Origin of the sequence: Paraburkholderia acidicola (assembly GCF_002362315.1) — a bacterium.
Taxonomy (GTDB): Bacteria; Pseudomonadota; Gammaproteobacteria; order Burkholderiales; family Burkholderiaceae; genus Paraburkholderia; species Paraburkholderia acidicola.
The window spans coordinates 209823-236637 of the sequence record NZ_MTZV01000003.1; the positions used below are offsets into that span (position 1 = coordinate 209823).

Annotated in this window: 24 protein-coding genes; 12 read left to right on the forward strand and 12 right to left on the reverse strand. The window is 62.0% G+C overall.

Annotated elements, in window-relative coordinates:
* Nucleotides 1–3 precede the first annotated feature (3 nt).
* Nucleotides 4–909, forward strand: coding sequence for a LysR family transcriptional regulator (locus BWP39_RS08690; RefSeq protein ID WP_096718946.1), 906 nt, complete (start codon nucleotides 4–6; stop codon nucleotides 907–909).
* A 17-nt stretch (nucleotides 910–926) separates the two neighbouring features.
* Here BWP39_RS08690 and BWP39_RS08695 read toward each other — a convergent pair whose 3' ends face one another.
* From BWP39_RS08695 to BWP39_RS08710, 4 genes are all read right to left on the reverse strand, one after another.
* Entirely contained in the window at nucleotides 927–1445 is a 519-nt protein-coding gene (locus BWP39_RS08695) for a GNAT family N-acetyltransferase (protein ID WP_096718948.1), read from the reverse strand.
* A gap of 78 nt (nucleotides 1446–1523) precedes the next feature.
* Nucleotides 1524–2648, reverse strand: a complete 1125-nt coding sequence (locus BWP39_RS08700; protein ID WP_096718950.1) for a DUF2817 domain-containing protein — start codon at nucleotides 2646–2648, stop codon at nucleotides 1524–1526.
* Between the two features lie 51 nt (nucleotides 2649–2699).
* Nucleotides 2700–3836, reverse strand: a complete 1137-nt coding sequence (locus BWP39_RS08705; RefSeq protein WP_235851399.1) for an FAD-binding oxidoreductase — start codon at nucleotides 3834–3836, stop codon at nucleotides 2700–2702.
* A 1-nt stretch (nucleotide 3837) separates the two neighbouring features.
* Nucleotides 3838–4911, reverse strand: coding sequence for an aromatic ring-hydroxylating dioxygenase subunit alpha (locus BWP39_RS08710; RefSeq protein WP_096718954.1), 1074 nt, complete (start codon nucleotides 4909–4911; stop codon nucleotides 3838–3840).
* Between the two features lie 188 nt (nucleotides 4912–5099).
* Between BWP39_RS08710 and BWP39_RS08715 the strand changes: the two genes are divergently transcribed.
* Nucleotides 5100–6032, forward strand: coding sequence for a LysR substrate-binding domain-containing protein (locus tag BWP39_RS08715; protein WP_096718955.1), 933 nt, complete (start codon nucleotides 5100–5102; stop codon nucleotides 6030–6032).
* Between the two features lie 21 nt (nucleotides 6033–6053).
* Here the strand turns inward: BWP39_RS08715 and BWP39_RS08720 are convergent, their stop codons facing one another.
* A complete protein-coding gene (locus tag BWP39_RS08720; RefSeq protein WP_096718957.1) occupies nucleotides 6054–6833 on the reverse strand; it encodes an ABC transporter substrate-binding protein in 780 nt (259 codons plus the stop codon).
* A gap of 387 nt (nucleotides 6834–7220) precedes the next feature.
* Here BWP39_RS08720 and BWP39_RS08725 point away from each other — a divergent pair, with 387 nt between their 5' ends.
* The 8 genes from BWP39_RS08725 (at nucleotide 7221) to BWP39_RS08760 (ending at nucleotide 18878) form a co-directional block, all read left to right on the forward strand.
* Nucleotides 7221–8441 (forward strand): MFS transporter, encoded by a 1221-nt coding sequence (locus BWP39_RS08725; protein WP_096718959.1) that lies wholly within the window; start codon nucleotides 7221–7223, stop codon nucleotides 8439–8441.
* 310 nt (nucleotides 8442–8751) lie between these two features.
* Nucleotides 8752–9600, forward strand: a complete 849-nt coding sequence (locus tag BWP39_RS08730) for a TetR/AcrR family transcriptional regulator (RefSeq protein WP_207556690.1) — start codon at nucleotides 8752–8754, stop codon at nucleotides 9598–9600.
* A gap of 159 nt (nucleotides 9601–9759) precedes the next feature.
* The gene (locus BWP39_RS08735; protein ID WP_096718961.1) at nucleotides 9760–12258 is read left to right on the forward strand and encodes an acyl-CoA dehydrogenase; all 2499 of its coding nucleotides are present in this window, start codon (nucleotides 9760–9762) and stop codon (nucleotides 12256–12258) included.
* A gap of 54 nt (nucleotides 12259–12312) precedes the next feature.
* On the forward strand, nucleotides 12313–13722 hold the full coding sequence (locus BWP39_RS08740; RefSeq protein WP_096718963.1) for a 3-oxoacyl-ACP reductase: 1410 nt from the start codon (nucleotides 12313–12315) through the stop codon (nucleotides 13720–13722).
* A gap of 2 nt (nucleotides 13723–13724) precedes the next feature.
* Nucleotides 13725–14621, forward strand: a complete 897-nt coding sequence (locus BWP39_RS08745) for a MaoC/PaaZ C-terminal domain-containing protein (protein ID WP_096718965.1) — start codon at nucleotides 13725–13727, stop codon at nucleotides 14619–14621.
* 124 nt (nucleotides 14622–14745) lie between these two features.
* The gene (locus BWP39_RS08750; protein WP_096718967.1) at nucleotides 14746–16047 is read left to right on the forward strand and encodes an acetyl-CoA C-acetyltransferase; all 1302 of its coding nucleotides are present in this window, start codon (nucleotides 14746–14748) and stop codon (nucleotides 16045–16047) included.
* Between the two features lie 90 nt (nucleotides 16048–16137).
* Nucleotides 16138–17922 (forward strand): AMP-binding protein, encoded by a 1785-nt coding sequence (locus BWP39_RS08755; RefSeq protein WP_096718969.1) that lies wholly within the window; start codon nucleotides 16138–16140, stop codon nucleotides 17920–17922.
* A gap of 26 nt (nucleotides 17923–17948) precedes the next feature.
* On the forward strand, nucleotides 17949–18878 hold the full coding sequence (locus BWP39_RS08760) for a DUF1571 domain-containing protein (protein WP_096718971.1): 930 nt from the start codon (nucleotides 17949–17951) through the stop codon (nucleotides 18876–18878).
* Between the two features lie 35 nt (nucleotides 18879–18913).
* On the opposite strand, the gene BWP39_RS08765 is transcribed toward BWP39_RS08760, so the two are convergent.
* The 3 genes from BWP39_RS08765 to BWP39_RS31945 are packed head-to-tail and all read right to left on the reverse strand — an operon-like array spanning nucleotide 18914 to nucleotide 21104.
* On the reverse strand, nucleotides 18914–19312 hold the full coding sequence (locus BWP39_RS08765; protein ID WP_096718973.1) for a hypothetical protein: 399 nt from the start codon (nucleotides 19310–19312) through the stop codon (nucleotides 18914–18916).
* A 29-nt stretch (nucleotides 19313–19341) separates the two neighbouring features.
* Nucleotides 19342–20934: an FAD-binding protein gene (locus BWP39_RS08770; protein WP_096718974.1), complete on the reverse strand. Its 1593-nt coding sequence runs from the start codon at nucleotides 20932–20934 to the stop codon at nucleotides 19342–19344.
* Nucleotides 20935–20963: 29 nt separating this feature from the next.
* Complete coding sequence (locus BWP39_RS31945; RefSeq protein ID WP_170043845.1) at nucleotides 20964–21104, reverse strand: hypothetical protein; 141 nt, start codon at nucleotides 21102–21104, stop codon at nucleotides 20964–20966.
* Nucleotides 21105–21515: 411 nt separating this feature from the next.
* Between BWP39_RS31945 and hfq the strand changes: the two genes are divergently transcribed.
* Nucleotides 21516–22004 (forward strand): RNA chaperone Hfq, encoded by a 489-nt coding sequence (gene hfq / locus BWP39_RS08775; RefSeq protein WP_096718976.1) that lies wholly within the window; start codon nucleotides 21516–21518, stop codon nucleotides 22002–22004.
* Between the two features lie 20 nt (nucleotides 22005–22024).
* Here hfq and BWP39_RS08780 read toward each other — a convergent pair whose 3' ends face one another.
* Entirely contained in the window at nucleotides 22025–22255 is a 231-nt protein-coding gene (locus BWP39_RS08780; RefSeq protein ID WP_096718978.1) for a hypothetical protein, read from the reverse strand.
* A 281-nt stretch (nucleotides 22256–22536) separates the two neighbouring features.
* Here BWP39_RS08780 and BWP39_RS08785 point away from each other — a divergent pair, with 281 nt between their 5' ends.
* Nucleotides 22537–22719 carry a hypothetical protein gene (locus tag BWP39_RS08785; protein WP_096719693.1) on the forward strand — a complete coding sequence of 61 codons (183 nt, stop codon included), beginning with the start codon at nucleotides 22537–22539 and terminating at the stop codon, nucleotides 22717–22719.
* A gap of 162 nt (nucleotides 22720–22881) precedes the next feature.
* Here the strand turns inward: BWP39_RS08785 and BWP39_RS08790 are convergent, their stop codons facing one another.
* The 3 genes from BWP39_RS08790 to BWP39_RS08800 are packed head-to-tail and all read right to left on the reverse strand — an operon-like array spanning nucleotide 22882 to nucleotide 26815.
* Nucleotides 22882–23622, reverse strand: a complete 741-nt coding sequence (locus tag BWP39_RS08790) for a DUF2968 domain-containing protein (RefSeq protein ID WP_096718979.1) — start codon at nucleotides 23620–23622, stop codon at nucleotides 22882–22884.
* Nucleotides 23623–23670: 48 nt separating this feature from the next.
* Entirely contained in the window at nucleotides 23671–25062 is a 1392-nt protein-coding gene (locus tag BWP39_RS08795; RefSeq protein ID WP_096718981.1) for a sigma 54-interacting transcriptional regulator, read from the reverse strand.
* Between the two features lie 7 nt (nucleotides 25063–25069).
* Nucleotides 25070–26815 (reverse strand): TadG family pilus assembly protein, encoded by a 1746-nt coding sequence (locus BWP39_RS08800; protein WP_207556691.1) that lies wholly within the window; start codon nucleotides 26813–26815, stop codon nucleotides 25070–25072.

The window sequence follows — 26815 nt, forward strand, 5'->3', positions numbered from 1 at the left end:
CCTATGAAACCTCAACAGCTACAGGCATTCGTCGCCGCGGCCCACCACGGCAGCCTGCGAGGCGCGGCGCGCGAACTCGGTTTGACCCAGCCGGCGATCACACGGACGATCCATGAACTGGAAAGCGTGCTGAATGCGGAGCTGATGACACGCGGCATACGCGGTATCGAACTGACTGAATGCGGGCGCACGCTGTTGCCGCGTGCCGAGCAATTGCTGAACGACATGCAACGCACACTGGAGGCGGTGGAACAGGTGAAGGGAGATCTGGCCGGCAGGGTCAGCGTCGGGACCATGCCGTCGATCGCGCTCACCGTCTTGCCGCAGGCTGCAGCAGCGTTTCGTCATGCCATGCCGCTCGTCAGGTTGCACTTTCAGGAAATCACGGTGCTCGACGCGATCGCGCAACTGCGCACCGGAAAGATCGATATCGCGGCGATTCGCCACGTCCCTGACCTCGAAAGCGATCTGGTGCAGATGCCGCTGTATTCGACGAAGTTCGTCATCGGAATGCGGACCGGTCATCCGCTCGCCAACGCGCAGCGGTTACACGATTTGCTCGACGCGGAATGGATCGCCCCGGGGGGCTTCGATCATTTCTCTCAAAGCCTCCTGACTACGATGTTCACCGCGCACGGCCTGCCCGTGCCCAAACGCGTGCTGCACGCACCGTCGTCGTTTGCAGTGGCGCTCGGACTCATATCGCAGACGGACATGATCGGTTGCTTCACGAAGGAACTCGCGACGATGGTGGCGCCACTCGGCGTCCACGTGGCGAACATCGAGGAAGCGATGCCCGCCTATGATCTGCGGATCATTTCGCGGCGCGATCTGCTGCCGACACCGGCTATTGCGCGATTCATTTCATGTCTGCAGGATGCCGCGCGCAAGCGAGGCCTGGACGGTTGATCGAAGGCAGGATTCCTTTAACGCGACAACGTCCGTGCAAGACGGTAGTAGATGTAGCCCTCGGCATCGGGTGTGGCATCCGGCGCACAGCGCATGCCCAGTTTCGTGGCAAGCTGCCGCGATGCTGCGTTGCCCTGCGCAATACCCGCGACGATTTCGTTTAACCCCATCGTCTCGAACGCGTGCCGAATCACTGCGGCTGCGGCCTCACTCGCAATCCCCCGCCCCCACGCGTCGCGTACGAGGCGCCAGCCAATCTCGACATCGGGGCCAACAGCATTCTCGGGAATCAGCAGTACCCAACCCACGAAGCGGCCCGGCGCCTGCCGCTCGAAGATCGACCAGTAACCGAGACCGGCCGGATACGCACACGTCGTGCGTTCTTCGACAAACCGTCGATGCGCAACCGGGTCATGCCATGGCCCTGGAATGTGACGCGTGACCTCCAGGTCGCGGTCCATCTCCATGCAGGCTTCGAGATCGTCGAGCGTGCGCGGGCGCAAGAGCAATCGGGCGGTATCGAGTGACGGCAGCATACGGAATCTCTCCGCGAATAACATTCCTGAGTGGGTGCCGGCACTATAGCGGTGTTGCTGCGTTACCCGCAGTAGTAGTCAGCCGACGGCCGCCGGTTGAATCTCCGGCAGCGCTTTTAGTGCACGCTCCCACGCCTGTCGCGTACGTTGCCACGCAATCTCGCCCCAGTCCTCGTCGGCGGGCATGAACGAGTTGAACAAGGTCTGGCTGATCTGCTTGCCGAGTGCATCGCCAGGGTCGCCATAAAGATGCAGCCAGTGATCGTCGCGCAACGCGGTGTGCATCGGTGCTTCAGCGTAGGTTCCGCATTCGATGACGAGTTGCATCAGGTGGGTGTCGGGCAGCGCGTCGAGAAGCGCCTGCGACGTGTACCCCGTGGCGCGCGCCACTACACCGGTGTCGCTGATTCCGGCGTCCGCCCCGGTGAGCAATGTGTAAAGCCACGCGCCATACAGCGCTTCGGCATCGGCGAGCGCCGCATAACGGGTTTGCGCGATCGCCATCAGCATCGGATGACCATAGGCGCCCGCGCCGGTGTGCAGATCGAAAGCAATCGCGACTTGCGTAGGACGAAGGAAGCGGTCAGCAATACTCCGTAGCGTCCGATTCGACCAGGTGGCCTGCGTACCGCCATAAAACAGTCCATCGGGATGCACATACTGGCCAGCTCCGACGATCGCGTGATATTCGGCCCAACCGATCGATTCGATTTGCGCGGTTAAAAGGCCGTCCGCCTGCCGGCGCTGTGGGCCGTCGAAATCGCGGCACGTATAGATAGCGTGAATCGTTTCGTAACGCGGATTCGGCGGCAATGCCGCCTCGAAGTCGACGTAGTTGCGATTCAGATCGACATTGTCTTCATTCACGCGGCGCATCCACGCGGTGCCCCACGGGTTGATCAGATGCACCATCATCACCGCCACGCCATCGGGAAGGTCGCGTGCGGAGAACCCGTCCAGCCATTCGCTCTGGCAGGTCGATCCGTAATAACCTTCGACGCCATGCGTGCCCGAAATCGCCACCAGCACACGCCGTGCGTCAGGCTCGCCAAGCCACGCGACATCCGTAGCAAGCGACTCGCCAGTGGGGCCATTCAGCGGATGCGGATAAGACGTCACCGTGGCACCCGCTGCGTCGGCTGCATGCAGAAACTGTGTGCGTTGTCGATCGAACCCAGGTTGGTCTGGAAAACCGTATTTCATTTCATCCTCATCGTGATGGTCGCAGTGCCTCTGCGGCACGGGTTCGGTGAATCATGCTGGCGATGATTTCACCGCCAGTGTGACCGGCGTGACCGGCCGTGTGCAACACAGCAGCAACTCGCCGTCGGCGGGTGGCGCAAGCGGGTCTTCGACATAGTGGACGCGGCCCGACAATAGCGGAGTCGTGCAGGCATTGCAAAGACCCGCCCGACAATTGAAGGCCGGTGCGTACCCCGCATGCTCGGCCATCTCGAGCAGCGAATGAAACGACGGGTCCCAGGGGATCGGATCTCCGTGTGGCTCGAATCGGACGGTAACCGTGCCGGTGTCCGGAACTGCGTCAGACACAGGTGGGGCGACCGATTCTTTTGCTGGCATGCTGCGTGCGCCGCTTACCTCATCTTCCAGTACCGTCGCTGGCCCGAAGAACTCGTAGTGAATGCGTTCGCGCGCAATGCCCAGTTCGCACAGCAGTCGCCAGTTCGCCTGCATAAAGCCCGGTGGCCCGCACAGATAGACGGTGTAATCGTCGAGCGGGAGCAGCGCCTGCAAGGTCGCCTTCGTCAACAGTCCCTTGCTGTCGCATGCGCCCCATGCCTCGTCGCCGCCAAACGGATTGCGGTAGCAGACATGGACAGCGATACCGGGCCTTACGGCAGCCAGTGCATCGACTTCGTCAGCAAACGCATGCACGGCGCTGTTTTCGCACGCGTGCACGAAATACACACGTCGCGTAGCGCTGCGCGCCAGACGATGCAGCATGCTGACCAACGGCGTCACGCCCACACCACCGCTCAACAGAATCACCGGCCGCTCGCTGTCTTCATCGCAGATGAAAGCCCCGGCTGGTCCAGCCAGTTCAAGCTCGTCGCCCACATCGATGTTTTGATGAAGCCAGCTCGATGCTCGTCCCGGCGGTGTGCTTTCGAGTTTGACGGAGATGCGCCAATGCGTGGTGTCGGCGGGGTCGCCGGACAAGCTGTAGTGGCGCAGCAGTGTCTCGCCCTCCGGCATCGTCAGACGTAGCGCGACAAACTGACCTGCGATAAACGCGAGTGAGCGCCCGGCATCGACAGGAACCAGTTCGAACGACACGATGGACTCGCTCTCCTGAGTCCGCCGAACCACGCGAAAGCGTTCAAAGCCGCGACCGGCGCTCGTCGACGCGTTCACATCCGGCAGCGCCACCTCAACCTCCCGCTTGCTGCCGGCCGACCACATACACCGGCACGGCCGCCGGTTCTGCGGCCCGTTCGCGCTCGATCATCTGGCCGAGTGCACGCCGGAAGCGTAGTGGTCCGGAGTCGATCGCGAGATCGATGTTCGGTTTGCGTCGCCGTGCCATACCTTGATGCACGGCTTGCAGTACGGCACGATCTTCCTCGAACGCATGGCGCACGTCTTCATCGAACTGACGGGAAACGTTCTCGTCGTGCGGATCGAAGTTGCGCGTCTGGAACCAGAAGTAGCGCGTCTGCGATTCGTTCACCGGTGTCATGAAGTTATACGAATTCATCAGGAACACCTGCGGGTGCTGCGGCGCATCGTCTCCGCCGGTGCCGGCCGGCGTGAAAATCGCCTTGATGACGGCGTGCGACGGAAAGCGCACTTCGTAATGCTGCTTGCGATCGCAGTGCCCAGCGAACTTGACGAACTTGGCATAGAACGGCGCGACTTCTACATCGCGCATCCAGCGTGAAACCGTTACGCCGTTGTTAGCCACGACGGTCTTCAAAGTCTCCGCTTCGCACGCAGCGTTGCCGAATGACGAACGATGCACCCACGCCACATGCGACGGATCGAGCAGATTGTCGGTGACATACAGGTAATGGCAATCCACCGTCATCGCATCGCCGTGATTGATGCCCCACGCCGGATCGTCCCACTCGTCGATCTGCACGATTTCATTCGGGTCGGCTGCCTGCGCCTCGCCCATCCAGATCCACACCAGACCGTAGCGTTCGGCCAGCGGATAACTGCGCACCTGTGCCGACGCGGGAATGCGTTGTGCGCCAGGGGCTTTCACACATGCGCCGGAGCAATCGAATGTGAGGCCGTGATAACCGCATTCGAGTTCGTCGCCGATCAGACGTCCCATCGATAGCGGCAGCATCCGATGAGGGCACGCGTTTTCGAGTGCGACCGGCGTGCCATCCGTCTTGCGGTAAAGCACGATCGGCTCATCGAGAATCGTGACCGGCAACAGACTGTGCGTCACTTCCTGATCGCGTGCTGCTACGTACCATGCGTTCTTTAAGAACATCTCCGCTGACTCCGGTGGGTTCGTCCTGTCTGCGCTTTAGCGGTTCTGCGTTCGCAGCATGTCTTAAGAGTAAAAGGCCAAAACATTAAAGAACAGGTGTCTGGAACTGGCGGTTCTTTTAGAATTTCTAAACTCACAATGCTTCACCACGCTTCACCATGCCCCTCTTCCTCAACGAAGGAATCGCCATGAGCACGCTGCCCCCTCTGCGCGCGTTGCAGGTTTTTGAAGCCGTGGGCCGCTGCGGCGGTGTCGCCGAAGCCGCAAAACGTCTCGGCATTTCGGCCGGCGCCGTCAGCCAGCAGATCAAACTGCTCGAAGACACGCTTGGTATGAGCCTGATGCAGAAGGACGGCAAGCGCTTGCGGCTAACCACGATTGGACGTCGCTATCACGAGAGCTGTGCGGCCGCATTCGAGAGCCTGCGCGTGGCTCACGCAGAGATAGAACGCGCAAAAAACGCCCGCAATCTCAGCGTCAGCGCATTACCTTCGCTGCTGTCAAAGTGGCTTGCGCCTCGTGTCATGGCGTGGCAAACGCAGCATCCGGAATTGAGCGTCTATCTCGACGGCACGCATACGGAGCCTTCGCCCGAAGGCTATGAGATCGATTTTCGTGTGAGCTATGGCGACCGCATAGCGGAAGCCGAAAACGCCATCGAACTCTTTCGCGACACTGTCGTACCGGTGTGCAGTCCCGCATGGCTCAGCGACAAGACACTGCTCACCGCGCCCGCGGACCTCTTGCCGCATCCCTTGATCGCCGTGGACTGGTTGCCGAAATTCACCTCGCCACCTTCGTGGCGCGACTGGTTCGAGGCTAACGGTGTCGACTGCAGCACGCTTCCTAACCCTCGACATGTCTACTCGCTGTCGAGCGTCGCGATCCAGGCTGCCATCGACGGTCATGGTTTCGCACTCGCGCAGTCTTCGATGATTTGCGACGACGTTGCCGCCGGCCGCCTCGTCGTACCGTTCAAACTCGGGCTTCCGTTGCCGTGGCCTTACTTCCTCACGTGGAAGAAAAGCGCCTTCGATCAGCCGCAATGCCGCAGTTTTCATCGCTGGCTACTGACGCGTGCGCGAGAACAACAGCAGATCAACGACGCAATGCTGCAATAGCGGCTCGGCTCATGGCTCCGCTCAGGGACCCGAAATATCGAAGTCGAAGTAACGCTGCTCGATCTTCCGATAGGTTCCGTCCTTGCGCATCGCCTCAATGACTCCATCGATTTTTTCGCGCAACGCGACATCGTCTTTACGCAAACCGATCGCACCGCCTTTGCCGAGTGTTTTCTCGTCGTTGACCGGCGCGCCGAGGAACGCATAGTCGGCGCCTTGAGGGGTCTTTAGAAACCCCTGGCTACCGGCGATCATGTCGGTGAGCGTCGCGTCGATGCGGCCCGGCCGCAGGTCCGCATACACCTGCTCCTGATTCGCGTACGACACGATGTCGATACCCGCCGGCGCCCAATACGCTTTCGCGTACGCCTCCTGCGTGGAGCCCTGGGCCACGCCGATTCGCTTGCCGCGCAATGAATCGACGGTCGGTTTGATATCGCGTCCACGCAAACCGATCAGCCGGCTCGGCGTGTTGAAGAGCGGTGTCGTGAACGCGACCTGAGTCTCGCGCTGCGGCGTAACGGACATCGCCGACAGAATCGCCTCGAATTTCCTGCCCTGCAGCGCCGGAATAATGCCGTCGAACGCGGTCTCGACCCAGACGCACTTCACGTTCAGACGCCGACAGATTTCATTGCCGAGGTCGATTTCGAAACCGACCAGTTGCCCGGAAGGGGCTTTCGATTCAAACGGCGCGTAGGTCGGATCGACGCCGAACCGGAGCCGTGTCATATCGCTCGCGTTAGCGTCGGCGCAGAATGCGGCCAACAGCAATGCCAGACCAGCAATCGCGTTTCTCATGAGCGCTCCACGTGGGGTGATTTATCTGCGGCCGGTTGTCGACCGTGACCCAGCTTAGGAACTCAAAAACACGACGAACAGGGGCGTAACGCTGCGCCATCGTTAAGTTTTTCTAAAGCGATGAGCCTCCCAATCATTGCCAAAAATACATTACAAAAATCATACAAAATTAATTTCAGACAATAAAAATCTTTCATTTAGCAAACATTCAAACCGGAATCAAAGAGGTCTCAACCAGGGATTACCACCGATAACCGCTTTCATCCATGCAGTCGCTTAACGGTCGGCGTACACTCGCTTCAAACCGGCGGAGCACGGGGTCATACCGGTATCGCACGGCGCGGTCCGGCATTTATTGCACGGCTATCGGAGACAGGAGAACAACCAATGAGCTGGACTCGGGAACAGAGAAACGTCACTATTGCCGCCTATCTGGGCTGGACATTAGACGCATTCGATTTCTTTCTGATGGTTTTCGTTCTGAAAGATATCGCGGGGGAATTCGGCACGGATATCAAGTCCGTCGCTTTCGGGATCATGTTGACCCTGATGATGCGTCCGGTCGGCGCCTTGATCTTCGGCTGGCTCGCCGACAAATATGGTCGCCGCCCGACCTTGATGGTCAACATCGCCTGCTTCTCGTTACTTGAATTGCTGTCCGGCTTCTCGCCGAATCTGACCACCCTGCTCATCCTGCGCGCGCTGTTCGGTATCGCGATGGGCGGCGAATGGGGCGTCGGCGGCGCACTAACGATGGAAACCGTGCCGACCAAAGCGCGGGGCTTCGTATCGGGTCTGCTGCAGGCCGGTTATCCGAGCGGCTATCTGCTCGCATCCGTCGTGTTCGGTGTGTTCTATCAATACATCGGCTGGCGCGGCATGTTCTTCGTCGGCGTTCTGCCTGCGCTGCTGGTGCTGTACGTGCGAGCCCACGTGCCGGAATCGCCGGCCTTCAAGACGCTCGAGAAAAAAGAGCATCCGGGCCTCGTCGCGACATTGAAGAAGAATGTGACGCTGTCGCTGTATGCGATCGTCCTGATGACCGCGTTCAACTTCTTCTCGCACGGCTCACAGGATCTGTACCCGACCTTCCTGCGCATCCAGCATCAATTCGATGCGCACACGGTGTCGTGGATCACGATCACGCTGAACATCGGTGCGATGGTGGGCGGTCTGTTCTTCGGTTCGCTGTCGGAAAAGATCGGCCGCAAACGCGCGATCTTCATCGCGGCGTTGATCGCGTTGCCGGTGTTGCCGCTGTGGGCGTTTTCGACCACGCCGTTCCTGCTTGCGGCCGGCGCGTTCCTGATGCAGATCTCCGTGCAGGGCGCGTGGGGCGTGATCCCGGTGCACCTGAACGAAATCTCGCCGGACGAAATTCGCGCGACGTTCCCGGGCCTCGTCTACCAGCTCGGCAACCTGATTGCATCGGTCAACGGGCCGCTGCAGGCAGGGTTCGCCGAAACGCACGGCAACAACTATGCGGTGGTCATGGCCACCGTGATCGGCATCGTGGCGGTCGCGATCGCCGTGCTGATTTTGTTCAGTCGTGAACGACGCGGCATAGATATGACACAATCAGCGGAACAGGTCGCGACCGTCAGTTGATCGCGACCCGCGGTATGACCCGGCAAGCCGTCTAACGGCGTGCCGGGCACGAATATGACGGCAGGCATGACCTGCCGGCGATGGCTACCAGCAATGCAATACGAGGCCGTTCCGATTCCTGTCGGAACGGCCTTTTTTGTCTGCGGCCGCAAGGGCGCATCACGGCAGCGGCTGCACTTTTAGAGGAGTCTATCCACACACAATGCTTGCCCGCTCGACCCTATCCTTCTTATCCTGAAAAAACAGCTGTTTCAAATACGTATTTGAATCGCTCGTTTGCGGCCGGGCGACCGGCATTGGGAGACGCAACATGGTAGTTCGCACACTGAGCCGGCCTGCCGGCGATACGAAGTCACGCATCCTCGACGCGGCTGAAGCGCTCTTTGTCGAGTGCGGCTACGAAGCAATGTCGCTGCGGCAGATCACCTCGCGCGCCGAGGTCAATCTGGCCGCGGTCAACTATCACTTCGGCAACAAGGAAGCACTGATCCACGCGATGCTGTCGCGCCGCCTCGATCGTCTGAACGAAGAGCGTTTAAAGCTGCTCGAGCGTTTCGATGCGTTGCTCGGTAGTCGTCTCACCTGCGAGCACGTGCTCGGCGCGATGTTCATTCCGGCACTGCGTCTGTCACGCGAACCGCGCGTAGGCGGCAAGGCGTTTTTGCGGCTGCTTGGCCGCGCGTACACCGACCCGTCATCGTTCATCCGCGATTTTCTCGGCGCGCATTATGCGTCGGTGGCGGAGCGCTTCTTCGAGGCGTTCCAGCGCGCGCTGCCGCATCTGCCGCGCGAAGAACTCGGCTGGCGTCTGCATTTCGCCATCGGCGCGTTATCGGGTGTGCTGGCCGGCACCGATACCGACAGCCTGATCTCCGAGTTCTCGCAGGGCAAGGACATGAACGATCTGCAACTGATCGCACGGCTTGCGTCGTTGATGGTGGCTGCGCTGAAAGCGCCGCTGCCCGACTCGACGCAACTGGCGGTCTTTGCGGCCGTGCTTGGCGATGCATCCGAGGTCGGCATGCCGGACGGGCCTGCGAGCGCCGCATGTCCGGTCCAGCCCGCGGCGGCCGTGAACCAGGTGCCCGTTGTTGCAGAACGCCGCAGCGAAGCCGCGGAAAATCTGTCCACGCCGCAGGTTGCGCACGGCGCGGCCTGAGCGCGGGCTCGTCTACCGCACGGACCGCGTGCCGGCGGTCCGGTCCAACATGCCCGACGGGTGCGATGCACCCGTCAACGAACAACAACCCGCGAGCCATCCGCTGGATGGCGACGTGTGGGATATGCACGTCCGTAGAAATAGAAAGGAGGAGTCGACATGTCGTGGTTTATCGTTGCGCTCGTAGTCGCCGGTGCGGCGCTCGTCTATCTTCGGGCCCGCGCGTCGTGGTGGCTGACGTTCATGATCGTCTGGGTCGCGGCCGCGCATCTGACCGGCGCCGCCGGCGGCTTCCTCACGACACTGCTCACGATCGTCTTCGTCCTGCCCGCGCTCGTCCTCGCGATCAAACCGTTGCGGCGCGCGTTGCTGTCGAAGCGCGTACTCAACATCTTCCGCAAGATTCTTCCCGAGATGTCGCCCACCGAGCGCGACGCGATCGAAGCCGGCACGGTCTGGTGGGACGCTGCGCTCTTCTCCGGCCGGCCGCACTGGGACACATTGCTCGCACACGGCCCGGCAAAACTATCCGCCGAAGAACAGTCGTTCCTCGACAACGAATGCCAGCAGCTGTGCGATCTCGCGAACGACTGGGAAACCACCGCCGTCTGGCAGGACCTGTCGCCGCAGGCGTGGCAGTACGTCAAGGACAAGGGCTTCCTCGGGATGATCATTCCGAAGCAGTACGGCGGTAAGCAGTTTTCCGCGTATGCGCATTCGCAGGTGATCATGAAGCTTGCTACGCGCTGCTCGGCAGCGGCCGTCTCAGTGATGGTGCCGAACTCGCTCGGCCCGGCCGAACTGCTGATGCACTACGGCACCGACGAACAGAAAAACTACTATCTGCCGCGTCTCGCACGCGGTGATGAGATCCCCTGCTTCGCGCTGACCAATCCGTATGCGGGCTCCGACGCCGCAGCGATTCCCGATCTCGGCATCGTGTGCAAAGGCACCTTTGAAGGCCGCGAGACGCTCGGTTTTCGTGTGACCTGGGATAAGCGCTACATCACGCTCGGTCCGATCGCGACGGTGCTGGGCCTCGCCTTCCGCGTGCACGATCCGGACCATCTGCTCGGTTCCGTCGATGAACCGGGCATTACCTGCGCGCTGATTCCGACGCGACACCCTGGCGTGAATATCGGCCGGCGCCACTGGCCGCTGAACGCGGTGTTCCAGAACGGTCCGAACTCCGGCAAGGACGTGTTTATTCCGCTCGACTGGGTGATCGGTGGACGCGCGCAGGTCGGCAACGGCTGGCGCATGTTGATGGAATGTCTCGCCGCGGGCCGTGCGATTTCGCTGCCGTCATCGAACGTGGGTATGGCGAAGATCGCCGTGCGCGGCACCGGTGCATATGCGGCCGTGCGACGTCAGTTCCGCACCGCTATCGGCAAGTTCGAGGGCGTGCAGGAAGCGCTCGGTCGCATGGGCGGCAACCTGTACGTGATGGATGCCGCGCGGCGCCTCTCTGCGCACGCCGTCGATCTCGGCGAGAAGCCCTCGGTCATCTCGGCGATCGCCAAGTACCACATCACCGAACGCGCCCGCAAAGTCGTCAACGACGGCATGGATGTCGCCGCCGGCAAGGGCATCTGCATGGGCCCTTCAAACTTTCTCGCGCGCGCCTACCAGCAGGTGCCGATCGCGATCACCGTGGAAGGTGCGAACATCCTGACGCGCTGCCTGATCATCTTCGGTCAGGGGGCGATTCGCTGCCATCCGTACGTGCTGAAAGAGATGACCGCGACGCGCGAGACCGATCACGCGAAAGCCCTCGTCGATTTCGACGAAGCGTTTTTCGGGCATGTGAACTTCACGCTGTCGAACGTCGTGCGCAGTTTCGTCGACGGTGTGACAGGCGGTGCGTTGATCGCGAAACCGCAGCAGGCGTATGCGCCGCTCACCCACTACTATCGCGCGGCAAGCCGGATATCGACGGCATTCGCGTTGCTCGCCGATGTGTCGATGTTCGTGCTCGGCGGCGATCTGAAGCGCCGCGAACGGATCTCGGGACGGCTTGGCGATGTGCTGTCGCAGCTCTATCTGATCTCCGCGACGCTCAAGCGCTTCGAAGATGAAGGTCGTCAGGAAGCAGACCTGCCGCTCGTGCGCTGGGGCGTCGAAGACTCGCTGTACCAGGCGCAACAGGCACTCGACGGCGTGCTCGCGAATTATCCGAATCGCGCCGCCGCGGCCTTCGTGCGTGTGTGTGCGTTCCCGTTCGGCATGCGGCATCGTGCGCCGTCCGACAGTCTCGGCACCGCGATCGCCGAATTGATGCAGACGCCCAGCGCCGCACGCGAGCGGCTTGTCTCCGACTCTTACGTGCCGCATGTGGACGTCGATCCGCTCGGCTACGGCGAATTGATTTTCGCGTTGAACCCGCGCGTGACGGAGATCGACCAGAAGCTGCGCGATGCGGTCAAGCGCGGCCTGATCCCACCGATGCCGCAAAGTCTCCCCGATCTCGGCGACTGGACCGAAACCGTCTTGCAGCGTGGCCTGATCGATGCCGACGAGCGCAAGGTGCTCAACGACTATGCGCGCTACGGTGCTGAAGTCGTGAAGGTCGACGATTTCGATCAGGATTTCGGCCTGCTCGGCGATCTCCAACGCCGCAAGGAAGCGCTCGACAAGGCGATGCAACTTGCCGCCTGACTCACGCACCGTGCACACTGACGTCATTGAGCCTCGCCAGCGGAGCTGCGGACGATGAATGATTCTTACCTGAAGTTCGTCAACTCGCCGCTCGGCGGACGCGTCGCGCGTTCGTTCGGGCTACCGAAACCCGAGGTGTTGCGGCGCTACCGCGCGGACGCTCCCGAGTTCGACGGGTTGATTGCGATCGGCGCGGGCCGTGCGCCGCAACTGCTCGATGCCCTCGCCGACGTGGTGAAGAGCACCGGCCTGACGAGCGTCGCGCATGAGAGCGCGGGCCTGTGGATCGCGCTCGCCAATCGCCACGGCCTGATGACGGGCCGCTTCGAACCGACCGAACCCGGCGCGCATGCGCGCGTCGCGGCGCTCGTGTTCGATGCAAGCGGCATCGAAGACAGCGCAAAGCTCGATGCGCTTTACGCCTTCTTTCACGACACATTGCGCTCGCTCGGCAAATGCGGCCGGATCGTCGTGCTCGGACGCACGCCCGAGACCTGCGATACGCCGCGTCAGTGGACCGCGCAGCGTGCGCTCGAAGGGCTCGTGCGTTCGCTCGGCAAGGAAGCGCGGCGCGGCATCACGTCGAACCTGATCTATGTCGCGCCGCACGCCGAACATCAGCTGGAAGGCACGTTGCGTTTCTTTCTGTCGGCGCGTTCTGCTTATGTGTCCGGTCAGGTGGTGCGGATCGATGCAGGCAGCGGTGCAGCAGATGATGCAATCGACTGGGCGCAGCCGCTAGCAGGACGGCATGCCGTCGTCACCGGCGCCGCGCGCGGCATCGGTGCGGCGATCGCGAGTGTGCTCGCCGCGCAAGGCGCGCAGGTGATCGGCATCGACATTCCGTCGGCACACGATGCGCTCGTCGACACCATGCGACCGCTTGCGGGCACCGCGCTATCGTTCGATATCGCCGCCGACGATGCGCCCGCGCAGATCGCCGCCGCGCTCGACGAAACCGGCGTCGACATCTTCGTCCACAACGCCGGCATCACGAAAGACAAGACCATTGCGAAGATGAGCGAGATCGGGTGGCATAACGTGATCGACATCAATCTGAGCGCACAGGAACGCATCGACGACGCGCTGCTCGCGGCCGGCACCTTGCGCGACGGCGGGCGCATCGTCTGCGTGTCGTCGATCAGCGGTATTGCCGGCAATCTCGGGCAAACCAACTATGCGGCGTCGAAAGCCGGTGTGATCGGCCGCGTGCAAAGCATGGCGCCGCAACTGCGCGCACGGGGCATCACGATCAACGCAGTCGCGCCGGGTTTCATCGAAACGCAGATGACCGCGAAAATCCCGCTCACGATTCGCGAAGCCGGCCGGCGGATGAACTCGATGAGCCAGGGCGGTCTGCCGGTCGATGTCGCGCAGACCATCGCGTGGCTTGCGCAACCGGCTTCCGCGGGCGTAACTGGACAGATCGTCCGTGTGTGCGGGCAAAGCCTGCTCGGAGCCTGACGATGAGCGAACCGACCGGCGACCCGGCACGCGTGAAGACGATCGTCGTCGAGCGTCTGCCCGCGCCGGCAAAACGCTATGCGCGTGCGCTCCCGGGAGTCTTCAAGCGCGGTCGCGCAACGCAACTGCCGCCGCAGCGACTCGTGCGGCCGGCCGTTGCGCTCGATGCCGCCGATATCGACCGCTATGCGCGCGTCTGCGGCTTCATTCCGGAACATGGCGTGCCGCTCACCTACCCCCATCTGCTCGCCTTCCCGTTGCATCTGCAGATGCTGACCGATCCGGCTTTCCCGTGGCCTGCACTCGGGCTCGTGCATCTCGCGAACAACGTGCGTTTGCGCCGGCCGCTTGCCATCGGCGATACGCTGCGCGTCGAAGTCGAATACGGTGCGCTGCTGAAGCACGACAAGGGGCAGGCGTTCGTGCTGCACTCACGGCTGTACCGGCGCGGCGAAGCCGTGTGGGACGGCGATAGTGTGTATCTGAAGCGCGGCATTCCCGCACGCGGCGCGGCACTCGAACCGATCGAGATCGAGCGCGAGGCATTGGCGCGCCAGGCGCGCTGGCAGTTGCACGCGCAACTAGGCCGCGACTATGCGCGCGCATCCGGCGACTACAACCCGATCCATCTCGGCGCGCTGTCCGCGAAGGCCTTCGGTTTTCCGCGTGCGATCGCGCATGGCATGTGGTCGCTCGCGCGCGCCGCCGCCGCGTTGCAACCGGCCAAACCGCTCGCCGAAGCGTCGCTGAGCGCCGAATTCAAACTGCCGATGCTGCTGCCCGGCGAAGCCACGCTGTGGAGCGCCGCGCCTTCGCTCGTCGAGCGCGAGTTCGAAGCACGCGACAAGACCGGCGAGAAGCCGCATCTACGCGGCCGCTTTGAGTGGGTGCTGCAATGAACCACGCCGCTCGCAGCAGGCAATACAGGTTTGTCGCAATACGCTATGCGATGGGTCGCGCTTCGTGCACGGCTCATCCGTACATCACAATCCGCTAACCGGGAACGACCTCAAGGAGCCCAGCATGTCCCACCCGCTTCCCGCCGTGCGGCGCGTCGCTATCATTGGCGGCAACCGGATTCCGTTCGCGCGCTCGAACACCGCGTACGCGACCGCATCGAATCAGGACATGCTGACGTTCACGCTGCAAGGTCTGATCGACCGCTACAACCTGCACGGCGAACGGCTCGGCGAAGTCGCGGCCGGCGCAGTGATCAAGCATTCGCGCGATTTCAACCTGACACGCGAAGCCGTCCTGTCGACCACACTCGCAAAAGAAACTCCGGCCTACGACGTGCAGCAAGCCTGCGGCACCGGACTCGAAGCAGCGATCCTGGTCGCCAACAAGATCGCGCTCGGGCAGATCGACGCGGCTATCGCGGGCGGTGTCGATACGACCTCCGATGCACCGATCGGCGTCAACGAGCGGATGCGCAAGATCCTGCTCGAAGCGAATCGCGGCAAGACCACAGGCCAGCGCATCGGAGCGCTGTCGAAACTGCGCCCCGGCATGCTGTTCAAACCGCAACTGCCGCGCAATAGCGAGCCGCGTACGGGGCTGTCGATGGGCGAGCATTGCGAGCTGATGGCCAAGCGCTGGAACATCTCGCGCGAGGCGCAGGATGTACTCGCCTACGACAGCCATCGCAAGCTGACCGCGGCGTATGCGAGCGGTTTCCTGAACGACCTGATGACGCCGTACCGCGGTCTCGCACGCGACAACAATCTGCGCAGTGACCTGACGCTCGAAAAGCTCGCCAGCCTGAAGCCGGCGTTCGATCGCGATGCCGGCACGATGACCGCGGGCAATTCGACGCCGCTTACCGATGGATCGTCGGCGGTATTGCTCGCCAGCGAAGAATGGGCCGCCGCGCGCGGCCTGCCGGTGCTTGCGTATTTCAGCTGGTCGGAGACGTCAGCCGTCGACTTCTTCGACAAGAAAGAAGGCCTGCTGATGGCACCGGCGTATGCCGTGCCGCGCATGCTCGCGCGTGCAGGACTCACGCTGCAGGACTTCGATCTGTACGAGATTCACGAAGCATTTGCCGCGCAGGTGCTCTGCACGCTCGAAGCGTGGCAGGACGACGAATACTGCCGCACGACGCTCGGCCTGCCCGGCCCGCTCGGGTCGATCGATCGCACGAAGCTGAACGTGAATGGCGGTTCGCTTGCGACGGGTCACCCGTTTGCGGCGACCGGCGGACGGATCGTCGGCGGCCTTGCGAAAATGCTGTCGCAACTCGACAAACCGGCCGGCACCGCGCGCGGTCTGATTTCGATCTGCGCGGCAGGCGGCCAGGGAGTCGTCGCGATTCTCGAACGTTAGCGTTAATGTTTGCAGCTGCGGCCACCCGTACCGGCAGAGTACGGCCGCACTGCTCAGTCAGACCATGCAGGAACATGAGGGAGACAACCGATGAACCAGCCCACGCAATTGCAACCCAGTGCACCCGCGGCCACGCAGCCTGGCGGAAGCACTGCTGCGCAAGCCGCACCGAACACCGACGGCATCTGGTACGCGTCGTACCCACCCGATGTGCCGAACGATATTGACGTCGACCAGTACGAATCGATCCCGCAGTTCTTCGACGAGTGCATCGAACAGTTTCGCGAGCGCGTCGCGTTCGTCAGCGTCGGCGCGAGCCTCACGTACGGCGAACTGGGCCGCAAGGCGAACGCGTTCGCGGCCTACCTGCAGAGCATCGGCGTAAAGCCCGGCGACCGTGTCGCGATCATGCTGCCGAATACCTTCCAGTATCCGGTCGCGCTGTTCGGCACGCTGAAGGCAGGCGCGATCGTCGTCAACGTGAACCCGCTCTACACGGTACGCGAGCTCTCGCACCAGTTGAAGGACAGTGGCGCGCAAACCATCATCGTGTTCGAGACCTTCGCGAAGACCGTCGAGGATTCGCTGCCAGGCACACGCGTGCAGAACGTGATCGTCACGGCGCTCGGCGATCTGCTGGCGGATGGATTGAATCTCAAGGGACGTGCGCTGAATTTCGTGTTGAAGCATGTCAAGAAAATGGTGCCCGCGTACCGGATACCGCAGGCGGTCAGGCTGCTCGACGCGCTTGCCATCGGCTACGCGCGACCACTCTCCCCGGTGCGCCCGACTCACGGTGACATCGCGTTCCTGCAATACACCGGTGGCACGACCGGCGTCGCGAAAGGCGCCATGCTCACGCACCGGAACATCATCGCGAACCTGCTGCAGGCGAAGGTGTGGTCCGCGGGCCAACTGAGCGGCGAAATCGAAACGGTGCTGACGCCGCTGCCGCTCTATCACATCTACTCGTTGACCGTGAATGCGCTGATCTTTCTCGGGCTCGGCGGCAGAAACATCCTGATCGCGAATCCACGCGACACGAAGCGCGTGATGATGATCATCCGCCACGAGAAATTCACCGGCATTACCGCGATCAACACGTTGTACAACGCATTTCTCGACAACGAAGAATTCCGCAAACGAGACTTCTCCGATCTCAAACTCGCGATGGCGGGCGGCATGGCCACACAGAAAGCCGTTGCCGACCGTTTCAAGGCGGTGACCGGCAAGCCGATCGTCGAAGGGTACGGGTTGACCGAGTGTTCACCGATCGTCTCGATGAACCCCGTCGACCTGAAAAACATGCGCGATTTCGAAGGCTCGGTGGGCCTGCCTGCGCCATCGACCCAGGTGCGCTTTCGCAAGGAAGATGGCAGTTGGGCAGGCATCGGCGAACCGGGTGAACTGTGCGTGCTAGGACCGCAGGTGATGAAAGGCTACTGGAATCGCCCCGATGAAACCGCCAAGGTGCTCGATGAAGCAGGCTGGCTTGCGACCGGCGACATCGGTGTGATGGACACGCGCGGTTTTATCCGTCTGATCGATCGCAAGAAAGACATGATCCTGGTGTCGGGTTTCAACGTCTATCCGAACGAGATCGAAGACGTGATCGCGATGCATCCGGACGTGCGCGAAGTTGCGGCGATCGGCGTGCCCGATGTCGCGCAGGGCGAACGCATCAAGGTCTTCGTCGTCTCGCGCAATCCGTCACTCACCGCTGAGCAGATCATCCAGCATTGCCGCAAGAACCTGACCGGCTACAAGGTGCCGAAAGTGGTCGAGTTCCGCGACGAGCTGCCGCAAACCAATGTCGGAAAGATCCTGCGACGCGCACTGCGCGACGAGGAAATTGCCAAACAGAACGCTGCCTGATTTTCTACGATTCCGGAGAACGCGTAATGACGCACCCTTTGCCTTCGATGCCCCGCCGTACCCGTATCCTGACGCAATTGTTCGCCTGTATCGCCATCGGCTGTGCGGCCGGCGGCGTGAGCGCGCAAACGAGTGCCCCGGCACCCGCCGAAAGCGCGACTGTTAGCGCGCCCAGCACACCAGCCGCGCAGGTCGGCAAGCTGCCGGTCGAGAAACAGGTGCAATGGCTGCAACAAGCAGCACAAAGCGGCACGCTCGAAAAACTCGACGACACGCAGCTCGTGTCGCTGTTCCAGTCGCTCGATCCGCTCACGGTGCCGGCCTATATTCATGCAGGGCCGAACGGCTATCCGTCGTACGAGTTCACGATGTCGCGCACGGAGCGGATTCGCGGCAACTGGCCCGACAAGCCGGACCATATGCTCGTGCGGGTCGCGCACGATCCGTTGCGCGTCTATGCAAAGTGGTTGCCCGACGGCGCCCACTCGGGTCAGGAAATTATTTACGACGAGTCGAAGCGCACCGATGAAATGTATGGCCACCTTGGCGGCCTGCTGAACGTGATGCCGCTGTGGACATCGATCACTGGCTCTCTCGCGCGTGCGCAATCGAACCACACGGTGCGCGATCTCGGCACCGAATACATCGTCAACCAGTACCTGACCGAGGGCAAGAAGTACGCGGAAGCCGGTCTCATCAAGCCGAACCAGACCGAGGTGAAGACGATCGACGGTGTGCGTGTCGTCGCATTCACGTGGGATACGCCGACCGGTCGCCCTGCGTTCTATGCGAAGAAGGAAACGCTGGGGCTCGATTTGCGGCATCCGTGGTTCCGCACCGTCGAGTCCTACGATAACGACGGCAAGATCTTCGAGAAAATCATCATCGAATCGATCGAGCCGAAGACCTTCGACGACTCGACGTTCGATCCGAAGAATCCGGCGTATAAGTTTTAACTTGCGAGGTCTGCGACGACGGGTACGTGCGCAGGTTATGCGCAGTTTGTTGCAGGCACGATCATGAAGACGGCGAGCGATGTGTGCTCGCCGTTTTGCTTTAGCGTCTGCTGCGAGATTCGGCATGTACGGCTCGCGAGGTGTGCGAGGACGAAACTGTCGGATGCGCGCGCAATGCCGATAAGCGAACCGCGTGTGCTGGCGAGATGAGAAGCCAGCACGCTGTGCCACAACGCGCCGATGTCGTCGCCGATTTCCAGCGTTGTCATACCCACATGCGCTGCATGCTGTGCAAATGCGCGGCCATGCGCGAAGTTCATGTCAACCACCGCGAGCGTGCCACTTGAAGCGCCAACGCGCGCGAACGCGGGCCACGTGTAACCCGCAGTGGCTGCAAGCCACGCACTGCTAGCAACGAAGGTCCGTCGATCCAACGTCTCACTCCTCTGATCGTGAAACCCGGTTACGTCGTATAACCGCGCCGGTCCCGCCACGCACGTGGCCAGATGCCCTGCTTGCCCGGCGACAGGATACCGGCCGGATCGAGTGCGTCCTTGATCGTCTCCGATAGCTTGAGCAGCGCGCCGTCGTTGAAGCTGTACTGTGCCGCTGCATAGTCCATGTACGCAAGATGCGCGCGATATTCGCCGTACCCGGCTGCATGTGCGTCGCTCATCAATGCGCGAAGTAGATCACCTGCGCTCTCGGTCTGACGTTGATCGTTGCGATCGAAAATCGCCGCGAACACATGATGCAGATGCCGTACGCCCGCAGTGAAGCCGCCGTAGTAGTCGAAGCCGTATTCGGCGGCACGTGCCTTCGTCATCGTGTACTGACGCATCGCGTCGCGGCCGGTGGCCGGACACAGCGGCGAGAAATCGACGTGCGCGCCTGCACCGCCGCGCCAGTCGAGCATACGGAACGCGCTCATCGCAGGAATGCCGGAAAGATTGCGATCGCTGCCGCCTGCAGGTTGTGCATCGCCAGCATAGTTCGCCGATGAAAAAACCGCCCCCGGTATGCGAGAAAACGCGCGCTCGATGCGCCTGTGCCGTACCTCGATAAGCTCGGGCTCGCCATAGATCGCGTAATGCAGATTCCATCGACCGACGTGCAACGCGTCGAGCATCGCATCAATTGCGTGCTCGGGCATCGGCCCATCGCCGTCGTACCACTGCTTGCGTGTCGACAGGCCCGCAGCCCGACGCAAACCGCCTTCGATCACCGCCTGGTTGCGAATCGTTTCATCGAGGCGCAACGGCCGCAGAATCTCGACGATCGCTTCGAGATCCTCTTCGCGACGAAACTGGATCTCGCCAAGCAGCCACGCCGGTGGCGCGGGCATCAGCCACACGCCCATCTTCGTGACGACGCCGTAATTCGACTGCATGAACATCGCATCGAACGACGGACCGTAGCCCGCCTTGTACAACTGCCAAGCCGAACCAGGCCCCTCGCCCATGCCGAGCGCGCCCATGCCGGTGCGCACCACCGTGCCGTCGGCCAGCACGATCTCCATGCCGCACTGCTGTGCCGCGTGATCGCCATACGACGTGTAGCCGAAACCACGCTCGAGTGTGTTGCCGATCACGCTGCCCCAGCCCGCGGCGGGCGGATCGACCCAGAGCTTGTGGCCGTGTTCGCGTAAGTGGGTATGCAGATCGAAATAGCTGACGCCCGGTTCGACGAGCGCATACGCGAGCGTCTCGTCGACCTCGATGATGCGGTTCATGCGTTGTAGATCGAGCACCACCGACCCCGCGAGACGCGGCGCCGCACCGCCGTAGGCGAGATTACGACCGGTCGATACGGTCCAGAGCGGAATGCGGTATTCGCCGGCAATGCGCAGGATCGCGCGAATCTCGTCGACACTCGCCGACAACACCGCCGCCGACGCCGCGCCCGACGCAGCCTGGCCGGGCGCAAACGGATCGAGATACGCAACGAGCCCCGCCGCCGCCGACACCACGTTCGCCGCACCGACCACCGTCGACCATTGCGCGAGCGCGCGATCGAAGGTGGCCGCGGATACACCGGGCGGCAGCACGCGCATCAAGGCGCTCGCCTCGCGAGTTTCGGCTGCGCTCAGTAACCGCCCGTACCACCGCTGCTGCTGGTGCCGCCACCGCCCGACGATCCCATATCACTACATCCGCTCGTCGCAAGCGATGTCAGCGCGAGCGCCAGGATTACGAATACAGCCGACAACATCCTCTGGGTTTTCATGTTCGTCTCCGGATTTGGGGGGAGCGGCACCGCACGCGGATCGTCCGGCGCCCTCCTGTTGGGTCGCAGGCAGCGTGCGGAACGCCGCGCGCGGCGCTGCCGCGACGTTGCCCTACGCTGCCCTGTGGACTGAACGGGTGCGGACCCGACTTTATTCCGTACTTTGCGCGCTTTTCGTCGATCCGGCGCGCAACGCGCCGGAAATGCGCCGGTCACCGGGCTGTCACGCCCGATTCATGCAGAACGGTCAGTACGCCATGAGATTGGTAACTCAACGTTACATAAGGAATTTTGGAGATGCTTCCGCGCCGACAAGCCGTTATAGTGGTCGAAAGTTTGCCGCCAGGCGCGCACTACGCCCACAAGGGGTAGAATCGCGGCGAACAACCGTTTCTCCAACCTGACTTATCCATGCCTTCCGCAGAATCGCATCCGCAAAACGACTTTATGAACGCAGCGCGCAAAGAACGAAAGCGCGTGGAGATTTACCTCGTCAACGGCATTCGCCTGACCGGGTGTATCGAGTCGTTCGATCAGTATCTGGTGATGCTGCGCACGCCCGTGGGGCTGCAAGGCATTTATAAGCGCGCCATCTCGACGATCCAGCTCGATACCGGCACGCGGCCGGGTCCGCGCACACCGCGCCCGTCGCACGGCGAGCACACCACGCGGGGCCCGCATGGCTCGCGCGAACCGCGCGGCGAACCGAGGGAACACCGGGAACCGCGCGAATCGTACGGCTCGCACTCACCGTCCGAACGCTCCGACCGAAGCACGTCCGACACGCCAGTTGTCGTCACTCGCCGCCGCCGGCTGTTCGGCACGAGCGGTGGCGACGGCAATAACGGCAACGGTAATGGCAACAGCAACGGTAATGGCAGCGGCGGCGCCACCGAATAGCCCGTAACGCGAGACGGCCGTTATTCCGCCGTCTCGCTGCCTAGCCGCTGCAAAATCCGCTCGATCCGCAAGTCCTGCTGGTGCGTCAGCGCGAAACCGCATTGCACGGCAAGCAGACGCCGGCGCCAGTAGCTGGCGTTCAGCGCGCGGATCATCGGTTGCCGCGTTGCCCATTCCAGATGTTCCAGCTCCGCCTCCACCACGTGCAGCGCATGCACGCGTCGCGCCTGCCCAGGCCTCTTCGTCTCCATGAGTGTGCCGTCCCGTTGATGTGCTGACGCGATGGCCGGCCAATACCGCCATCGCCGCGACACTCGAAAGACGAAATTATGCGAATTGGTTTTTAGGATATCCGTGGCATCGTGTGGCACGGCGTGGTGGCACGCGAATTCGTTAAGAAAACGCTTACTGCTGCGGACGTAATCCGGCCGGGCGAAATCATGATCTGCGCGTTGCCCCGCTAGCGGGCAGCCGTATGCGCCGGGTTGACCTGCGCTATGCTGAACGCTGGCATTTTCAAACGGAGCACGCCATGGCGACCGCCCGCCCCAATGCGCCCAGCCCTGCCGAAAGCGCGGATGAGCGCCTCGATGAGGCTCTCGACGAAACCTTTCCGGCCAGCGACCCGATCGCGGTTGATCCGACCGAACCGCGACGCACGAACCGGCCCGATCAGCGGCCGGATTCGAAGCCGAAGCCGCAGAAACCTTCCTGAGCGGGTCATTCCGCTCGCGGCCTCGCTTCGCTTAACGGCCGTTTCTATATCGCTGCCCTGAGCCCACGAAAAGCAAAACCCCGCGCGGCGCACCGGGCGGGGTCTGGTTCATGCGGGTTTGGTATCGTCAGCGGAATTGCAACCGCTGTTCAGGCGAAGCAATCAGTTCGTCGGCAAACCGTTTTCCAGCTGACGCTGCAGTTCGCGCACCTGACGCTGGGCTGCCCGCAACTGCTCCTGGGCGCTAGCCCGTTGTTGCGACAGCGCGATGGCCTGGGCCTGGTTCGCACGCTGCTGATCGGAAACAATCGACTGCTGCTGACGCGCCACATTGAGGTCCGACTGCAGCCGGCTTGCGCGGTCTTGCGACAGCGCGATCATCCGCTCGGTGAACGACTTCTGCGCTTCGAGCCGCGTGCGGCGGATTTCAACGTCAGATAACTGCAAGGTTTGACGGGAGAAATCCTTGTAGATCATTTCGGCGCGCGTCTCGTCCGAGGTCTTGATGACACGCCAGAAATTCTTCTGCTGGAACAGCGCGACGTAGTACGTCATTTCCTTGCCGTAGAACAGCAGGCTCGCGCCATAGGTGCCGTTGTAGGTCGTGCGGAGTTCGCTGAGATCCGAACCGCGGATCATCTGCTGCAACTCGGCGACGTTACCGGCGGCGGACTCCTGTGCTTCGGCGGGTGTCAGCGAAGGCGACGACGATTGCGCAGTCGCAGCAGACGATTGCAGCGGCGTCGTGGACGGCAACGCCGTGTTGACGGACGGTTGCGAAACGACCGCAGCCGCGGCGCTCGTCGCACCGTCGGGAAGGGTCTGGGCCGCTATGCTTTGCACGCCGGCCAGCGCCACGAACGCGGCCAACGCGAGGTGTCGAAGTGTCGACTTGTGGTCCATGTGATTCCTGCTGAAAACAGTCTTTGTTTTATTACAACCGCCGCATTATTACTCACTTTCGCGAGTTTCGGGCTCTTCGTCAAAAATTTGGTACTTACGCATTTTTTCCCAAAGCACCTTGCGACTGATACCCAGATGCTGGGCGGTATCCTGCCGGCGCCAGCCGTTCGCATCGAGCGCGGCGATCACGCGATTGCGCTCCGCCATGTCCCATTTGCTGCGATCGACGAGCACCTCCGCGGCGATTTCGGCGGGCACCGGTTGCGTGCTGCGCGCGAGCGCGAGGAGCCGCTGCAGACGCGCCGCATCCCATGCACCGACCTGCCGGACCGTGACACCGATGCGCTCCGCGAGATTGCGCAATTCGCGCACGTTGCCGGGGAAGTAGGTATCGGCGACTGCGTCGGCGAGCCAGTACGGAATGTCGGGCAGCTCAGCAAGCCGCTCGGTACCGACCACCGATGCGATGAACGCCTTGAAGATCGCGATCTTGTCGACGGCGCCCCGCTCTTCCAGCGACGGAATTTTCAGCTCGATCACTGCGAGCCGGTAGTACAGATCGGCGCGGAAGGTGCCGTCCTTGACGAGTTGCGGCAGATGTCGATTGGTCGCTGCTACCAGCCGGAAATCGAGCTTCACGGGTGCGGCTGAACCGATGCGCGTGACGGCGCTGTCTTCGAGTACGCGCAGCAGCTTTACCTGCTGATAGAGCGGTAGATCGCCGATTTCATCGAGGAACAGCGTGCCGCCGTCGGCCTGTTCGAAATAGCCTTTGTGTGCGACAACCGCGCCTGTGAACGAGCCCTTCGAGTGACCGAAGAACAGCGATTCGAACAGGCCATCGGGGATTGCTCCGCAGTTCACCGCGACGAATGGGCCTAGCCCGTAGCGTGAATGCTTTTCGTGCAGCAGTTGCGCGATGCGTTCCTTGCCTACGCCGGTTTCGCCGTGGACCAGCACGCTCGTGTCGCAGTCGGCGAAGGTGTCGACTTCGTGCAGCAGCGCCTGCATGCATTCCGAGTTCGCCACTAGCGCGCTGGACTCTAGCGTCTGTGCGCTGTGTGCGCGTAGCTGCAGGACCAGCTTCGAAATCATGCCGCGCAGTTCGGCGCAGGTGAAATCTAGTGGCAGGACGTGTGAGTACTCTGAGGGGTACATCGACGGATCGTGGTCGCGTGGTGCGGCGCCAACCCACACGACTGGCATGCCGTGGGCCGCCTGCCAGTCGCGCAGGATCAGTGCGCCGCTGTCGATCACCGAGACGCTGATAATCGCTAGCGACGGGCGTACCGCGGTGCGCTCGGGCGAGATCGCTATGTCGTCGGCACGGATCACCTCGACGTCGAAACTCGCCATGCAGCGCGCGACCCGATCGACGATGTCGGCCTTGCCTTCCCAGACGTAGAGGTCGAGTTCTTCGAGTTTGGTGGAGGTTCTCATCGGGTTGCTAGTTAACCAGTTGTGCCTGCCCGCAGGCAAGCCCTAAATCGTGGACCGTGCTTACGCCGATCTGCACACCGAGTAGTTGCAGAAGGGGGATAAGGATCGCATCGAGCGAATTGAGAATCGGAGTCAGCAGCCCCACGATCGCTGTGATCACAGGTAACAGTAGCGCGGTCACATCAAGGCCCAGCAAGCTCGCATGTAGCGAAGTGCCGAGACTGCCTGCGAGCTGGGCCAACAGTCCGCCAGTCGCCGAGCCGAGACCGTTGGTGTTGGTCGTCTGATAGTCATCACTGTCACCGACCACCCCGTTGAACGTGAAAGTCGTCGACTTCGAATTTTGCAACGCAAGATTGACGCCGCTGGGTGGCGACGTGGTGCCCGCCGAAATATTAACTAGATTAAGACCCAACGCATTTACCGTCGTAATCGCCGCCGGCTGGTTGCATTGCGTGGGGTTGGTCGTATTGGTCAGATTGCTTGATGCATCACCGCCTATGCAGATGGCAGTCGCCCCCGTGCTGGCCACGATCTGGCTGTAGCTGGTCGCCCGTTGTGTCGAGCACTGGGTACTGCTCAAATACGCTGTACCTGGCCCGACTTCAATGTAGATCGGCAAATTCAGCAGCGTGATCTTGACGATCGACGACAGGATCGACGTACCGCCAACCTGGGTATTGACGAGCTGGAGGTTCAGGAACAGCCGGACCTGTGCCGCGTGTGCACTAGCCCGCCATGTACCGTCTGGATTCTGACCGGCCTCGCCTACGGCGATCACCGGCGGCTGAGTAACCATCGCCTGCGCGGAAATGTTCGCGATCGGACCGAGATTCAATGCAACGCCCAGATCGATAGCGGACTGACCATTGGCGACTTCCGCTGCTACCATCAATGCGTCCAGCACGGTGACAGTAGCCGAGACCGCCGCTTGGGGATCACCGAGTCCCACCGACAGCATTGAGCCGACACTGATTTTTGCACCGGGCGGAATCGCTGCCACGATTGTTCCGAGCGCCGTCGACAACGTCGCACTCAACGTATTGCCCTGATTCGCCGCGACCTGCAGCGCCGCTGCAAGCTGGCCGACCGTAACCTGCGTCGTGAGTAGTTCCGCGATCGAACCGGCTCCTAGCGCCAAAGCCAGATCTCCCAATTTCACCTGAGTCGACGCGAGTCCCTGATACGAAACCGCGGATAGATTCAGACTGGTATGTAGCAAGCCGTTCAAGAGACCATTGATTGCTCCGCCGGATAGCGTCGCAACCGACGTAGCGATAGAAAAGGATCGAATGTTCGTCGCCTTCGCAGTTGCCGTCGCCGACAACGTACGCGCCGGACCGACCATGAAGAAGTACGGAACCGCCTGGTTGACCGTGACCTTCGCCGCGTTCATCGGCGTCCCGGTCGTCGAGAAGTACGGACTCGTCGGATTGGCGGTCGGGTCCCAGCGACCGCACAGCACATCCACCTTGCCGCTAGTCGGCAGTCCGTTAGCAGTCGCTGAGTCCTGTGCCGACGCGGTCGCGGCTGTACAGCCCCCGGCACTCCCGATGGTTTCTGCTGCGGCGACAGCCGCAAGATCCGCCGACTGTTGCAGTTGCCGGCGCACCAAAAAAAAGTTGCCGACGTCGATCGCACCGAACGCCGCAATCGCCGCACTAATCCAGATCGCAGCCACCATCGCGACGGCACCGCGTTGCCGGCGTAGCGCCACCCTGCGCGCACGGTTTGTTTGTTTGCAGGTAGCCAT